The organism is Actinopolymorpha rutila, from assembly GCF_013407855.1.
Lineage (GTDB): Bacteria > Actinomycetota > Actinomycetes > Propionibacteriales > Actinopolymorphaceae > Actinopolymorpha > Actinopolymorpha rutila.
The window spans coordinates 1,185,427-1,198,567 of record NZ_JACBZH010000001.1 but is presented as its reverse complement, the minus strand read 5'-3'; the positions used below and the strand labels follow the sequence as shown (position 1 = coordinate 1,198,567).

Sequence of the window (13,141 nt, the reverse complement as noted above, 5' to 3'; positions counted from 1 at the left end):
CGCTATTGTCGGCGCAGCGGACTGTCAAGGGCTCCTATGCTGGATCCCAAGCCTGGTTCGTATGTGGGCAGTAGCCCGGCGGTTCGGACGCACCTTCGCGGCCGGCCCGGCGGGTGCGTTTCATGGCCGGTTCCGGGGAATGCCTTTCCGGGGCGGGCCTTACTGTGGGAGGGATTCATGGCGGCGATTGTCGAAAGTGTGGGTCGTACGCCTCACAGCGCCGCGCGTCGCCGGGGTATTCGGGACGTGGCCGAACTCGCCGGCGTGTCCGTCGGGACCGTTTCGAACGTGCTGAACAAACCCGCACTGGTGGCCGAGGAAACCCGGCGCAAGGTCGAGGACGCCATCGCGACACTCGGCTTCGTCCGCAACGGTTCGGCCCGCCAGCTTCGCGCCGGCACCAGTCGTGCGGTCGGGGCGATCGTTCTCGACATCGCCAACCCGTTCTTCACCGACGTCGCACGCGGCATCGAGGACCGCCTCGCCGAGGACGACCACATCCTCATCCTGGCCAGCTCCGACGAGAGCAACGAACGCGAGCTTCGCTACCTCCGGCTGCTGGAGGAACAAGGCGTGCAGGGCGTCCTGGTCAGTCCCGCGGAGGAGGACCTCACCTGGCTGGACCAGGCCCGCGCCCGTGGCACCGCCGTCGTACTTCTCGACCACAGCGACGGCGGCACGATGTGCTCGGTCGGAGTGGACGACGTACGCGGCGGTGAGCTCGCCGCAGCCCACCTGATCTCGCTGGGGCACCGGCGGATCGCGTTCGTCAACGGGCCCACGAAGATCCGGCAGTGCGCGGATCGGCGCAAGGGCGTACGGAAGGCACTGAAGGCGGCCGGTCTCACCCTGTCCGGTTCGCTGGTGGAGGTGACCGTCAGCGCGCTCAACGCCGACGGTGGCGAGCGGGCCCTCACCCAGGTGCTCGACCAGGCCGACGGCGTCACCGCGATCGTCTGCGTCAACGACCTGACCGCGCTCGGCGTGCTCCGCGGGCTGCGCAAGCGCGGTCTCGGCGTGCCGGACGACATGGCGGTGGTGGGGTACGACGACGTGGAGTTCGCGGCCGTGCTCACCACGCCGCTGACGTCCATCCGCCAGCCGCGCTACCAGATCGGCCGGGCCGCCGCCGACCTGCTCCTCGCCGAAGCCGTGACACGTGGGCAGCACAAGCACGAGCAGGTGTTGTTCCAGCCCGAGCTTGTCATCCGGGAGTCCAGCGGTCCACACCGACCGCGTTGACAAGCACAGGTTGACAGCGGTGCACGGTGTCAACCCACGCTTGCGCGGTCACCGGTCACCGGTCACCGGTCCACGGCGTACGCGGCGTACGCGGCGTACGCGGTCAGGGTCTTTCCCGCGGTTCAGGGTCTCAGCGGCGCATCGCCAGCACCCGACGAATCGGGATGGCGACGTCCACTCCGGCAGAACGACCGCGCGCCCGTTCGGTGAGCCAGCCGATCGCCGCGGCCCGCCGCTCCGCCGACAGCTCCGGCAGGTACAACGCGGTGACCAGCAACTCGGCGTCGGCAGCGTCCAGTACGGAGAACACGAAGCGCTCGCGTGCGTCCTCGACGACGTGCAGGCCGGCGCCTTCCAGCAGGTCGCCCAGGTCGCCGAGTTCGGCCCAGCCCGGGAAACGCGGCGGCGTGCGCAGCCTGGCCGTGAGCGGCCCGAGGACGAGCAGGTCGCTCGCCCGCAACGGCACCGCGGCCGGCACGGTCGCCGACAGCATCCCGCCCGGTCGCAGCACCCGAGCGATCTCCGCCAGCGCCTCCTGCAACGGCTGCACCACCATCAGGCTCATCGAGCACACCACGGCGTCGAACCCGCCGTCGGTGAACGGCAGCCTGGTGGCGTCGGCACACAGCACCTGGGCGTGGTGGCGCTCACGGGCGATCTCCACCTCCCGCGGCGACCGGTCGACCCCGACGACCAGGGGCTCCTCGATGCCCTCCCGGTGGTACTGCTCCAGGTGCAGCTCACCGGCCACCGCGCCACTGCCGCACGCGACGTCCAGAACGCGACGTCCCCGGCCCGCGACCGGCCGTAACACCCAGCCGTACGGTGTCAGGTCGCCGGCGTGGCAACGGCGCAGCAGGTCCTCGGTGACACCGGCGTGGCGGACGTGGAAGTCGTCGAGATAGCCCGGCCAGTCAGACGTCACGGCGGGTCAGCCTCCTTCGCGGAGGACGGGGGCAGGGCAGGTCGAGGATAGGACCCGGGCCCGGGGTCCGGTGCCGCGGCCGTCCCAGGACAGGTTCCCGGGACAGGTCCCAGGGGCCCTAGAGGCGCCGGACGAAGATGTGGCCGGCGTGCTGGCGGGCGATCTCGGCGGTCGCTCCGGCGATCCGCGCCGACCCGTCGCCACCCACGCCACCCACGTCGTCGCCGTCGCCGCCCCGGATCAGGACGCTGTCCGGTCCGGCCGCCACGCTCACCGTCTGTCCCGGTAGCGCGCCCGCCCGGCGCAGCACCTCCATCAGCTCCGGCGTGGTCTGCAGCGGCTCGCTGATCCGGCGTACGACCACCTTGGTCTCCTCGCCGGGCCCGGCCTTGGCGACCACCTGCTCCAGCGACTCCACCTCGGACAGGAAGTCCTCCACCGCGCCGGTGTAGCCGAGCTCGGAAAGACCGGGGATGGGGTTGCCGTAGGGCGAGACCGTCGGCTCGCCGAGGATCGACACCAGGCGGCGTTCGACGTCGTCGGAGATCACGTGCTCCCAGCGGCAGGCCTCGACGTGCACCAGCTCCCAGTCGAGCCCGATCACGTCGACCAGCAGGCGTTCGGCGAGCCGGTGCTTGCGCATCACCCGGGTGGCCAGCGCCCGGCCCTTCGGCGACAGCTCCAGGTGCCGGTCGCCCTGGACGGTGAGCAGTCCGTCACGCTCCATCCGGGCAACCGTCTGGCTGACCGTGGGGCCGGACTGGTGCAGGCGTTCGGCGATCCGGGCACGGAGGGGGACGATGCCCTCCTCCTCCAGCTCGTACACGGTGCGGAGATACATCTCCGTGGTGTCGATCAGATCGCTGTGGCTCACGCCGCGTGCTCCTTCTTAGGTCTGCCTGCCCAAAGGATACGCGGCGACGTCCGGACCTGGCCGCGGTCAAAACGGGCGAAAGGCTGGCAGGTGCGCCGTAACCGTCGTAGCGGGCTATCGACGCTCGGGCTCGGCATCATAGGCCGAAAGACGCCCACACACGCCGTACCGCTCCCGGGCGGGAACGGACTGGCCGAAGAAGATGCGGAGGCGGGAGATCGCCGTGCCGCCGGGGATGGCCCCGGCCGCACGGCGAACCCCCGCGGGCGACGGCATCGCGGTCACCCGCTCTTGCGCGCCTCGCCTCTCTCCTGTGCCTTGCGCCGGTCCCGCTCGCGCTTGCGGCGGGTGCGTTCCTTCGTCCAACGAACCTTCGCTCGCGATCCTCGTCCCATGCCCGGGAGCCTATCCCTTCGTCCGCTCAGGCCAGCAGCTCCAGCCGCGCGGGGTCGACCGGGTGCGCGAAGTCCTCGCCCCGGGCGAAGCGTTCGACCTCGTCCACCGCGAGCGCGCCCATCCGGTGGACCTCGTTGCCCAGCGACCCGGCGATGTGCGGGGTCAGCACGACGTTCGGCAACCCGAACAGCGGCGAACCGGCGGGCAGCGGCTCCGGGTCGGTGACGTCGAGCACCGCGGACAGCCGCCCGCTCACCGCCTCCGCGGTGAGCGCGTCGGTGTCCACCAGGCGGCCGCGCGCGGTGTTGATCAGCGTCGCGCCGTCCGGCATCAGGGCCAGCCTGCGGGCGTCGAACATGTGGTACGTCGCGGGTACGTCCGGCGCGTGGATGCTCACCACGTCCGAACCGGCGGCGAGCTCGTCCAGGTCGACCAGCCGGGCACCGAGGCCGGACGCCTGCGCCGCGGTCAGGGTGGGGTCGGCGAGCAGGACGTCCATGTCGTACACCGCGAGCAGGTCCAGCACCCGTCGGCCGACGTGCGAGGCGCCGACGATCCCGACGGTGGTGCGGTAGTTGCCGAGCCCGGGGAACCGGGCCGCCCAGTCCTGTCGCCGCGCGTCCGCGCGGTAGGCCGCCTGGATCGGGAACGCCCGCTTGCCGGCCAGCACCACCATGGCCACGGTGTACTCCGCGACCGGTACGGCGTTCGCGGCGACCGCCGAGGACACCCGGACGCCGTGGTCCCAGGCGGCCTGGGTGACCAGGCTCTTGATCGAGCCGGCGCCGTGCACGACGGCGGCCAACCCGGGCGCGGCGGAGACCGCCTCGGCGTCGACGGGCGGAGCGCCCCAGCAGGTGAGCAGCACCTGCGCACGGCCGAGCGCGGCCCGGGCGCGCGCACTGCGGTACTCGTCCAGAACGAGGTCGAGGTCCACGTCCGCGAGCGTCGCGATGCGCCGGCGTTGGTGGTCGTCGAGCAGGCGGTGCAGGTTGGCCGGGGACATCGCGAGGACCACGGCGGGACGGTGCGCTTGGACCATGTGGGGCAGCGTAGCGGGCGTGGGTAAGCGCTTCCCAAGGCTCGCGAGGGCGGTGGTGGCCGCGTTCGGCGCGAGCGCCGGAACACCTTCGTACCGAACAGTCCGAACAGTCCGAGGGGGCAGAGCGGGCCGAGCGGTCAGCCGCGGACTTTGCGGGTGCTCTCCCGGAGCACGACCTCGCCGCGTACGCGCACCAGCCGGTCCTTCTCCGGAGCGTCGAGCTCCAGCGCCAGCTCCGCGGCGCGCACACCCATCTCCTCCAGCGGCAGCCGGACCGTGGTCAGCGGCGGGACCAGGTCGCGCAACGTCTGGATGTCGTCGAAGCCGGCGATGGAGAGGTCACGCGGAACGTCGACGCCCTCGTGGCGGCAGGCGGCCATCGCGCCGACCGCCATCACGTCGTTCACCGCGAAGACGCAGGTGACGCCGAGCCCGCGGGCCATCAGCTCGCGCGCCGCCTGGTAACCGCCGTCGCGGGTGAAGGGTCCTTCGACCACCGCGTCCGGCGCGAGCTCCAGGCCCTTCTCGGCCAGGCCGGCCCTGAACCCCGACAGCCGGTCGCGCGCGGTCAGCAGCGGGCGCGGACCGGCGAGTACGCCGAACCGCCGGTGCCCGAGCTCGGCCAGCTTCACCGCCAGCTCCCGCGCCCCCGCGCGGTTCTCCGGGAGCACCGTGTCGGCGGGCAGCTTGTGCTGGCTGACACACGCCACCCGGCCGCCGGAACGCCGGAACGCCGTAACTTCCGCGGCCAGCCGTTCGGTCTGTTCCTTGTCGGCGGTGCGGGTGCCGGCGAGGATCACCGCCCGGGCACGCTGCGCCCGCATCATCGCGACGTACTGCAGCTCGCGGTTGGGGTTGCGCGACGTGGTGCCCAGCGTCACGATCAGGCCGCGCTCGTCGGCGACTCGCATCACCCCGGAGGCGATCGCGGAGAAGTACGGGTCGGCGATGTCGTGCATGACCAGCCCGACGGTCGAACTCGTCCCGCGCGCGACCGCCTGGGCGTGCAGGTTGGGCGTGTAACCCAGCTCCTGCGCCGCCTTCAGCACCACCACCCGAAGGTCCTCGTTGACCCGCCGGGTGCTGCCGTTGAGCACCCGCGACGCGGTCGCCAGCGACACCCCGGCCCGCCGGGCGACGTCGCCGAGAGTGACCACCGTGGGAAAGCTCATGTGTTCCGTGTCTCCACCCGCAGTTCGTTCCGGCGTACGTCGGTGTACGCCGGCGTACACCGGTCTGGTCCGACGTACGCGGTCCAGCATGCCGGATCGACCGCGTGAGCGGGCAGGCAGACGCACCGGCGAGCCAGCCGGCGCAGGAAAATTACCTTTACGTGTCGGCTTGTCGTAAACCCTTGTTGGCGTGCTCGGAGCCGCACTACAGTGCTCGCACTCCACAATCAGTCGGCGACCGTGACCGACCGTCACGACGGCCACTCCTCGGCCCCCCTCCCGGACTCCGCCGGGGCCGGCACCGCACCACGTAACGACGCACCGACGCACCGCGGCACTGACGTAACGACGCATCGCCTGACATACCGACGCATCGACGCATCGACGTACCGACGTACCGACGTACTGACGCATCGCACGACGTGAGCAGGAGGAACGATGACCGAGCACCGCCCGTTCGCCGGCCTGGACCGCCGACAGTTCCTGCGCCGCGCGGCCGCGCTCGCCGCCGCGGCCGGAGGCTCGTCCGTACTCGGCGCCTGCGCGACCGGCGGAGGTGGCGGCGGAGGCAGCGCCACCAAGCCGAAGTCCAACGGCAAGACGGACGCGAAGAACCCCTTCGGTGTCGACCCGAAGGCGCCGCTCGACGTCGTCATCTTCAAGGGCGGCTTCAGCGACGAGTACGCGAAGTACCACGAGAAGATGTACCAGAAGCGCTACCCGCAGGCGAAGGTCGACCACCTGGGCACCCAGGAGATCACCGCGCAGTTGCAGCCCCGCTTCGTCAACGGCAACCCGCCCGACGTCATCGACAACTCCGGCGCGCAGGACCTCGACACCGCCACCCTGGTCAACCAGGGCCAGCTGACCGAGCTGGCCGACCTGCTCGAGGCGCCCTCGTGGGACATGGCGGGCAAGAAGGTCAAGGACACCGTGGTCGAGGGCACCTTCGACCCGCTGACGTTCGACGGGAAGGTCTACGGCCTGCCGTACGCCTTCAACATCAACGGTCTGTGGCACGACGCCAAGCTCTTCCGCGACAACCAGTGGGAGACGCCGAAGACGTGGGACGAGCTGATGGCGCTCGGTGCGAAGACCAAGGCCAAGGGCGTCCCGCTGTGGACCTACCAGGGGCAGTACCCCGCCTACATGCTCACCGTCTTCAACGCGATGGTGCAGAAGCACGGCGGCAAGGAGGTGCTGAAGAACATCGACAACCTCGAGGACGGCGCCTGGCAGCAGCAGGCCGTGCTCGACGTCGCCGAGGCGTTCTTCGAGCTGAAGTCGAAGGGCTACATCCTTCCCGGCACCGCCTCGCTCAGCCACACCCAGGCGCAGGCCGCGTGGCTGCAGCGCAAGGCCGCCATCATCCCCTGCGGGTCGTGGCTGAAGAGCGAGATGAAGTCGCAGGTGCCGGGCGACTTCGAGATGACGATCGCGCCCACGCCGTCCCTGGACGACAGCGACAAGTTCCCGTACGAGGCGATTCCGAACGCGCCGGGTGAGAACTTCATCGTCCCGTCCAAGGCCAAGAACGTCCCCGGCGGCCTGGAGTACCTCCGCATCATGTTGTCCAAGGAGGGCGCGCAGAAGTTCGCCGAGCTGACCTACACGCTGACGGTGGTCAAGGGCGCGCACGAGGCCCAGGCGCAGGACCCCGTGCTCAAGTCGTCCCTCGCCGCGCTGGATGCGGCCCAGAAGGTCGACCGGCTCGACACCCCGACGTACGGCACGTGGTATCGCCCGCTGACCGAGGAGGCCGAGGCCGCGGTCGGCGTGCTGCTCACCAGCAAGCTGGACGCCAAGGGGTTCGTCGACCGGGTGCAGCGCAAGGCTGACCAGGTGAAGAAGTCGAACATCAAGAAGTTCAAGCGCTGAGCCGAAGGGCGACAACAAGCGACGAGAAGCGACGAGAAGGCAGGGACAGCAAGCGATGCGCAAGGGCCGTGTGCCGTTCATCATCACGTTCCTCACTCCACCACTGGCGCTGTACGTGGTCTTCGTCCTCTCGCCGTTCGCGCAGGGGATCCAGATCTCGTTCACCGACTGGACGGGGTTCACGCCGGAGTTCAAGTACGTCGGACTGGCCAACTACACCGCGCTGATCCAGGACTCCGCGTGGTGGCACGCGGTGCTCAACAACGTGAAGCTGTTGCTGGTCGTCCCGCTGGTCACGCTGGCGCTGGCGCTGGTGTTCGCGACGCTGCTCACCCGCGGTGGGACGGGCGGGGCCCGGGAGGGGTTGTTCGGGTCCCGCTTCTACCGGGTGGTCTACTTCTTCCCCCAGGTCATCCCGGTGGTGATCGTGGCCATCCTGTTCCAGTTCATCTACAGCACCCAGGGCGGCCTGCTCCAGCAGACGCTCTCGTTCTTCCACATCGACCTGCTGTCGATCGTCCCCAACGGCCCGCTCGGCAACCAGGGCTTCATTCTGTGGGCGATCATGTTCGCGGCGATCTGGTCCGCGGTCGGTTTCTACATGGTGTTGTTCATCGCCGGGATGCAGCAGATCCCGCGTGAGCTCTTCGAGGCGGCCGCCATCGACGGCGCCACCCGGCCGCGGATGTTCCGCCACCTCACGCTGCCGCTGCTGTGGGGGCACGTCCAGGTGTCGCTGGTCTACATCGGCGTGGGGACGCTGGACATGTTCGCGCTGTTGTCGGTGATGGCGCGCAACGGCGTGTCGGCTGACTTCGGCGCGGACGTGATGGCCACGCAGTTGTTCCGTACGGCGTTCGCGCTCAACTCGCAGTTCGGGTACGCCTCGGCGATGGCGACCATGTTGTTGATCTTCTCGCTCCTGCTGGCGGTGGTGACGTTCCGGATCACCCGCCGGGAACGCCTCGAGTACTGAACCGAAAGACGACCTCCATGACGAGTCTCCCCACGCCCACCGCCACCGGAGCTGACGGCGTTCCCGGCGCGGACCGGTCCACGCCGCCCTCGCCGCAGTTGCCGGCACCCGCCTTCCGCGGAGCCCGGCTGCTCGGCGACGGCATCCCGCAGATCTTCCTGGCCGCCTGGGCGTTGCTGGTGATCCTGCCGATGGCGTGGGTGCTGATCTCCTCGCTGAAGACCAACAAGGAGATCTACGACAGCCCGTTCGGGCTGCCCGCCACGCCGCAGCTGTCCACCTACGTCGAGGCCTGGCAGACCGCGAACATCGGCCGGTTCTTCCTCAACACCGTGATCGTCGTGGTGTGCGGGGTCTTCTTCACCCTGCTGTTGTCGTCGATGGCCGCCTACGTGCTGGCGAGGTACGCCTTTCCGGGCAGCAGGGCTATCTACTACCTGTTCCTGGTCGGCATGACCTTCCCGCTGTTCCTCGCGATCGTTCCGCTCACCAAGGTCACCCAGAACCTCGGCCTGCAGCAGACCCTGCCCGGCCTGATCATCGTCTACGTGGCGTTCTCGCTGCCGTTCTCGGTGTTCTTCCTCACCGCGTTCTTCCAGTCGCTGCCGAACGAGCTCGCCGAGTCGGCGTTCATCGACGGCGCCGGGCACTTCCGTACGTTCTTCTCGATCATGTTGCCGCTGGCCAAGCCGGGGCTGATCAGCATCGGGGTGTTCAACTTCCTCGGCCAGTGGAACCAGTACCTCCTCCCACTGGTGCTCAACACGCCGAAGGACAACGAGCGGAGCAACTTCCTGTTGACTCAGGGTCTGGCCGACCTCGCGCTGCGTACGCGCTATGAATCCAGCTCGACGTCGCTGGCACAGATGTTCGCGGGACTGGTGATCGCGATGATCCCGGTCCTCGTGGTCTACGTCGTGTTCCAGCGACGGGTCGAGGAAGGTCTCACCGCGGGCGCCCTGAAGTAGTCCCGGGCGGCGGGACGATCTGCCCGACCTTGCCCGGCCCTTGCCTGACCTGACCTGCCCGGTTCTTGCCTGATTGCCTGATTGCCGGATCTGTCCTGCCTTGCCCGACCTGCCCGGCCTGGTTCGGCAGTGTCCGTTGCCGGGCTTGCTCCCGGTCGACCGGCTCGGCTAGGCTCGCTGGAAAGCGTTTTCCACCACGTTTCCCAGAGCAGGTTTCGTTCAGCGGGAGGAACCGATGGCCGTGCGTGAAGTCGGGGTCGTCATGAACGGCGTGACCGGCCGGATGGGGTACAACCAGCACCTGGTGCGGTCGATCCTCGCCATCCGGGACCAGGGCGGCATCGAGCTCGGCGACGGCACCCGCGTCGTTCCCGACCCCCTCCTGGTCGGCCGCTCCGAGCAGAAGCTGCGCGACATCGCCGACCGCCACGGCCTGACCCGCTGGACCACCGACCTCGACACCGCCCTGTCCGACTCCTCCACCCTGATCTACTTCGACGCCCAGACGACCCGCGCCCGGGAGAAGTCGGTGCTCGCCGCGATCGCCGCCGGCCGGCACGTCTACTGCGAGAAGCCGACGTCGGACACGGTGGCCGGCGCTCTCGAACTCGTCCGGGCCGCCCGCGAGGCCGGGGTGAAGAACGGCGTCGTCATGGACAAGGTCTTCCTCCCCGGCCTGCGCAAGCTCCGGCGGCTGATCGAGGGTGGCTTCTTCGGCCGGATCCTGTCCGTACGCGGAGAGTTCGGCTACTGGGTGTTCGAGGGTGACTGGCAGCGTGCGCAGCGCCCGAGCTGGAACTACCGCGCCGAGGACGGCGGCGGGATCACCCTGGACATGTTCTGCCACTGGAACTACGTCCTGGAGTCGATCGCCGGCCGGGTCCGCGCCGTCACCGCCCGTTCGGTGACCCACATCCCGCAGCGGTGGGACGAGCGGGGCCGGGCCTACGACGCCACCGCCGACGACGCGGCGTACGCGATCTTCGAGCTGGAGGACGGCACCATCGCCCAGCTCAACTCCTCCTGGGCGGTGCGCGTCTACCGCGACGAGCTCGTGGAGTTCCAGGTCGACGGCACCGAGGGCAGCGCGGTCGCCGGGCTGCGTAACTGCCGGATCCAGCACCGCTCGACCACGCCGATGCCGGTGTGGAATCCCGACCTGCCGGTGACCGAGCCGTTCCGCGAGCAGTGGCAGCCGGTGCCGGACAACGAGGTGTACGACAACGGTTTCAAGGCGGAGTGGGAGCAGTTCCTGCGGCACGTGCTGGAGGAGGACGCCGCGCCGTTCCCGTACGACTTCCTGGCCGCGGCCCGGGGCGTTCAGCTCGCCGAGCTCGGCATCCAGTCGTCCCGCGAGGGCCGGCGGATCGAGGTGCCGGAGGTCGGCGTATGACCGGCCTGCGGTTGAACCTCCCCCAGGCGGACGGATCGACCCGTCCGTACGAGCTGGCGGCACCGCGACAGTGGGTCCGGCGAAGCGAGGGCTTCACCTCCCGGGTCGCCTTCGCCGCCGCGCACGTGGTGGCCGACCCGTTCGCCGACAACACCCCGGGCGCGCCGGCCCGGCTGGACTGGGACGCGACCCTGGCCTTCCGCCGGCACCTGTGGGCGCACGGCCTCGGTGTCGCCGACGCGATGGACACTGCGCAGCGCGGCATGGGCCTCACCTGGGACACCACGTCCGAGCTGATCCGGCGCAGCGCCGCCGAGGCCGTGGCCTGTGGCGGGCGGGTCGCCTGCGGCGCCGGCACCGACCAGCTACCGGCCCTCGGGGCTTCGGGCCCCTCCGGGTCGCCGAGCCTGGACGAGGTGGTCGCGGCGTACGAGGAACAGCTCGCCGTGGTCGAGGACGCCGGGGCTCAGCCCATCCTGATGGCCAGCCGGCACCTGGCTGCCGTCGCCCGGGACGCCGACGACTACCGCAAGGTCTACGACCGGCTGCTCGGCCAGGTACGCGGCCCGGCGATCCTGCACTGGCTGGGACCGATGTTCGACCCCGCGCTGACCGGCTACTGGGGTTCGGCCGACGTCTCCGCCGCGACGGAGACGTTCCTTTCACTGGTGCGCGACCACGCGGACGTGGTCGATGGTGTCAAGGTCTCCTTGCTGGACGCCGACCACGAGATCGCGGTGCGGTCGGGCCTGCCGACGGGTGTACGCCTCTACACCGGGGACGACTTCAACTACCCCGGCCTGATCGCCTCCGGCTCCGACGCGCTGCTCGGGATCTTCGCGGCCATCGCGCCGGCCGCCGCGACCGCGCTGGCCGCGCTGGACGCCGGTGACACCGCCGCCTACGACGAGGCGTTCGAGCCGACGGTCCCGCTGTCGCGGCATCTGTTCGGCACTCCGACGTACTACTACAAGACCGGAATCTGCTTCCTGGCCTGGCTTTCCGGCCACCAGGACGCGTTCGCGATGGTGGGCGGGCTGCAGAGCGCACGCAGCGTTCCCCACCTGGCGGAGGCGTTCCGCCTCGCCGACCAGGCGGGCCTGCTGCCCGACCCGGACCTCGCCGTCGCCCGGATGCGAACCTTCCTTGCCCTGCACGGAGTCGCCACGTGAGCACCAGCCCCGTCGACCGCGACGTCGAGAGCCCTGTCAAGCCCGACCTGACACGGTTGTCCCTCAACCAGAAGACGACGAACAGCTGGGGTGTCGCGCAGGCGGTCGCCGGCTGCGTACGCAAGGGAATCCCCGCCATCGGCCTGTGGCGCGAACCCGTGCAGGACATCGGGGTTGAACGCGCGGCCAAGCTCGTACGCGACGCGGGCCTTCGGGTCTCCTCGCTGTGCCGGGGCGGCTTCCTCACGGCCTCGGAGCCGGCTGTGCGTCAACGCGCGCTTGACGACAACCGGCTCGCAGTCGACGAGGCCGCGGCGCTGGGTGCACCCTGCCTGGTGCTGGTGGTGGGCGGGCTACCGGACGGGTCGCGAAACCTCCCCGCCGCGCGGGAGCGGGTGGCCGAGGCGGTCGCCGAACTCGCTCCGTACGCCGGTGAGCGTGGCGTACGGCTGGCACTCGAACCCCTGCACCCGATGTACTGCGCGGACCGTGCTGTGCTGTCCACCCTGGCGCAGGCACTCGACCTCGCCGAGCAGTTCCCGGTCGAACAGGTCGGCGTCGTCGTGGACACCTTCCATCTGTGGTGGGACCCGGAGGTCTGGACCCAGATCGCCCGCGCCGGTGCGCGGATCGCGTCGTTCCAGGTGTGCGACTTCAACCTGCCCATCCCCGCGGACGCGCTGCTGGCCAGGGGGATGATGGGCGACGGCGTGATCGACTTCCGACCGTTCCGGGAGGCGGTCGACGCGGCCGGCTACTCCGGCGACATCGAGGTGGAGATCTTCAACGCCGACGTGTGGGCCGCCGACCCCGACGAGGTGCTCACCACGATGATCCAGCGGTACGCCGACCTCGTGCTCTGAGTCGTACCGTCAGGGCCCCGAAGTGCCGTAACGGTCGGGGTTACGTCGGGTGTACCCCGTGGCGCGCGTGGGCGTCGCGAGCCGCCTCTCAGGCAAGGTGCCACGGAAACAGGTGGGCGACCCTGCTGCCGGTTCCCGGCTCCTGTGGTTCGTGGCCGGTCACGATGACCCAGGCGACCGGCCTGCCGTGATCGTTCATGCGGGCCATCATGGCGTAGTCCCCGCCTGAACTCCCCCATG

The 13,141-nt window shown here is 70.0% G+C and carries 11 protein-coding genes; 7 read left to right on the top strand and 4 right to left on the bottom strand.

The window, feature by feature from the left end; genetic code table 11:
• Positions 1 to 177: 177 nt before the first annotated feature.
• On the top strand, positions 178 to 1,242 hold the full coding sequence (locus tag F4554_RS05290; protein WP_179786332.1) for a LacI family DNA-binding transcriptional regulator: 1,065 nt from the start codon (positions 178 to 180) through the stop codon (positions 1,240 to 1,242).
• A gap of 130 nt (positions 1,243 to 1,372) precedes the next feature.
• Here F4554_RS05290 and F4554_RS05285 read toward each other — a convergent pair whose 3' ends face one another.
• The 4 genes from F4554_RS05285 to F4554_RS05270 form a co-directional block, all read right to left on the bottom strand.
• On the bottom strand, positions 1,373 to 2,167 hold the full coding sequence (locus F4554_RS05285; RefSeq protein ID WP_179786331.1) for a methyltransferase domain-containing protein: 795 nt from the start codon (positions 2,165 to 2,167) through the stop codon (positions 1,373 to 1,375).
• A 118-nt stretch (positions 2,168 to 2,285) separates the two neighbouring features.
• Complete coding sequence (locus tag F4554_RS05280) at positions 2,286 to 3,041, bottom strand: iron-dependent transcriptional repressor DtxR (protein WP_179786330.1); 756 nt, start codon at positions 3,039 to 3,041, stop codon at positions 2,286 to 2,288.
• Between the two features lie 421 nt (positions 3,042 to 3,462).
• A complete protein-coding gene (locus F4554_RS05275) occupies positions 3,463 to 4,479 on the bottom strand; it encodes a hydroxyacid dehydrogenase (protein ID WP_179786329.1) in 1,017 nt (338 codons plus the stop codon).
• A 137-nt stretch (positions 4,480 to 4,616) separates the two neighbouring features.
• Complete coding sequence (locus F4554_RS05270) at positions 4,617 to 5,651, bottom strand: LacI family DNA-binding transcriptional regulator (RefSeq protein WP_179786328.1); 1,035 nt, start codon at positions 5,649 to 5,651, stop codon at positions 4,617 to 4,619.
• A gap of 438 nt (positions 5,652 to 6,089) precedes the next feature.
• On the opposite strand from F4554_RS05270, the gene ngcE reads away from it, so the two are divergent.
• From ngcE to F4554_RS05240, 6 genes are all read left to right on the top strand, one after another.
• A complete protein-coding gene (ngcE, locus tag F4554_RS05265) occupies positions 6,090 to 7,529 on the top strand; it encodes an N-acetylglucosamine/diacetylchitobiose ABC transporter substrate-binding protein (protein ID WP_179786327.1) in 1,440 nt (479 codons plus the stop codon).
• A 55-nt stretch (positions 7,530 to 7,584) separates the two neighbouring features.
• Entirely contained in the window at positions 7,585 to 8,505 is a 921-nt protein-coding gene (locus F4554_RS05260; RefSeq protein ID WP_179786326.1) for a carbohydrate ABC transporter permease, read from the top strand.
• Between the two features lie 17 nt (positions 8,506 to 8,522).
• Entirely contained in the window at positions 8,523 to 9,473 is a 951-nt protein-coding gene (locus F4554_RS05255; RefSeq protein WP_179786325.1) for a carbohydrate ABC transporter permease, read from the top strand.
• 235 nt (positions 9,474 to 9,708) lie between these two features.
• Positions 9,709 to 10,866: a Gfo/Idh/MocA family protein gene (locus F4554_RS05250; RefSeq protein WP_179786324.1), complete on the top strand. Its 1,158-nt coding sequence runs from the start codon at positions 9,709 to 9,711 to the stop codon at positions 10,864 to 10,866.
• Entirely contained in the window at positions 10,863 to 12,038 is a 1,176-nt protein-coding gene (locus F4554_RS05245; RefSeq protein ID WP_179786323.1) for a dihydrodipicolinate synthase family protein, read from the top strand. The genes F4554_RS05250 and F4554_RS05245 overlap by 4 nt, the downstream gene beginning before the upstream one ends.
• Positions 12,035 to 12,901 carry a TIM barrel protein gene (locus F4554_RS05240; protein WP_179786322.1) on the top strand — a complete coding sequence of 289 codons (867 nt, stop codon included), beginning with the start codon at positions 12,035 to 12,037 and terminating at the stop codon, positions 12,899 to 12,901. Before F4554_RS05245 ends, F4554_RS05240 begins: the two co-directional genes overlap by 4 nt.
• The last annotated feature ends 240 nt before the right edge of the window (positions 12,902 to 13,141 follow it).

Coding starts and splice junctions, on each gene's coding strand:
- F4554_RS05290 (WP_179786332.1), top strand. CDS start 178: ATGGCGGCGATTGTCGAAAGTGTGGGTCGTACGCCTCACAGCGCCGCG.
- F4554_RS05275 (WP_179786329.1), bottom strand. CDS start 4,479: ATGGTCCAAGCGCACCGTCCCGCCGTGGTCCTCGCGATGTCCCCGGCC.
- F4554_RS05270 (WP_179786328.1), bottom strand. CDS start 5,651: ATGAGCTTTCCCACGGTGGTCACTCTCGGCGACGTCGCCCGGCGGGCC.
- ngcE (WP_179786327.1), top strand. CDS start 6,090: ATGACCGAGCACCGCCCGTTCGCCGGCCTGGACCGCCGACAGTTCCTG.
- F4554_RS05260 (WP_179786326.1), top strand. CDS start 7,585: ATGCGCAAGGGCCGTGTGCCGTTCATCATCACGTTCCTCACTCCACCA.
- F4554_RS05255 (WP_179786325.1), top strand. CDS start 8,523: ATGACGAGTCTCCCCACGCCCACCGCCACCGGAGCTGACGGCGTTCCC.
- F4554_RS05250 (WP_179786324.1), top strand. CDS start 9,709: ATGGCCGTGCGTGAAGTCGGGGTCGTCATGAACGGCGTGACCGGCCGG.
- F4554_RS05245 (WP_179786323.1), top strand. CDS start 10,863: ATGACCGGCCTGCGGTTGAACCTCCCCCAGGCGGACGGATCGACCCGT.